General features: G+C 63.9%; 1 protein-coding gene. It reads right to left on the reverse strand.

Annotated elements, in window-relative coordinates:
* A partial coding sequence (locus MN204_RS21095; protein ID WP_498043957.1) for a response regulator occupies positions 1 to 252 on the reverse strand: 252 nt, incomplete at both ends.

A 252-nucleotide genomic window follows, 5' to 3' on the forward strand; every position in this document is an offset into this window, starting at 1 on the left:
GACCAGCTCAGGATCGTCGGCGCACTGTTTTAGCAGGTGGGCCTCGTCCGGCAGGCCTTTCTCTTCCTCCAAACCGCTATCTTCCGCTGCGCCGACGCGGGCGATGGCTTCCCGTAGCGCCTCAAGACTCACTGGTTTGGCGATATAGCCGTCGAAGCCCATCGCCAGACAGCGCTCTCTATCGCCCTGCATGGCATGGGCGGTCATGGCCATCGCGGGCTGATGTTGCCTGCCCAGCGCCGGCGTCTCTTC

The organism is Oceanobacillus saliphilus, assembly GCF_023522835.1.
GTDB lineage: Bacteria > Bacillota > Bacilli > Bacillales > Amphibacillaceae > Oceanobacillus > Oceanobacillus saliphilus.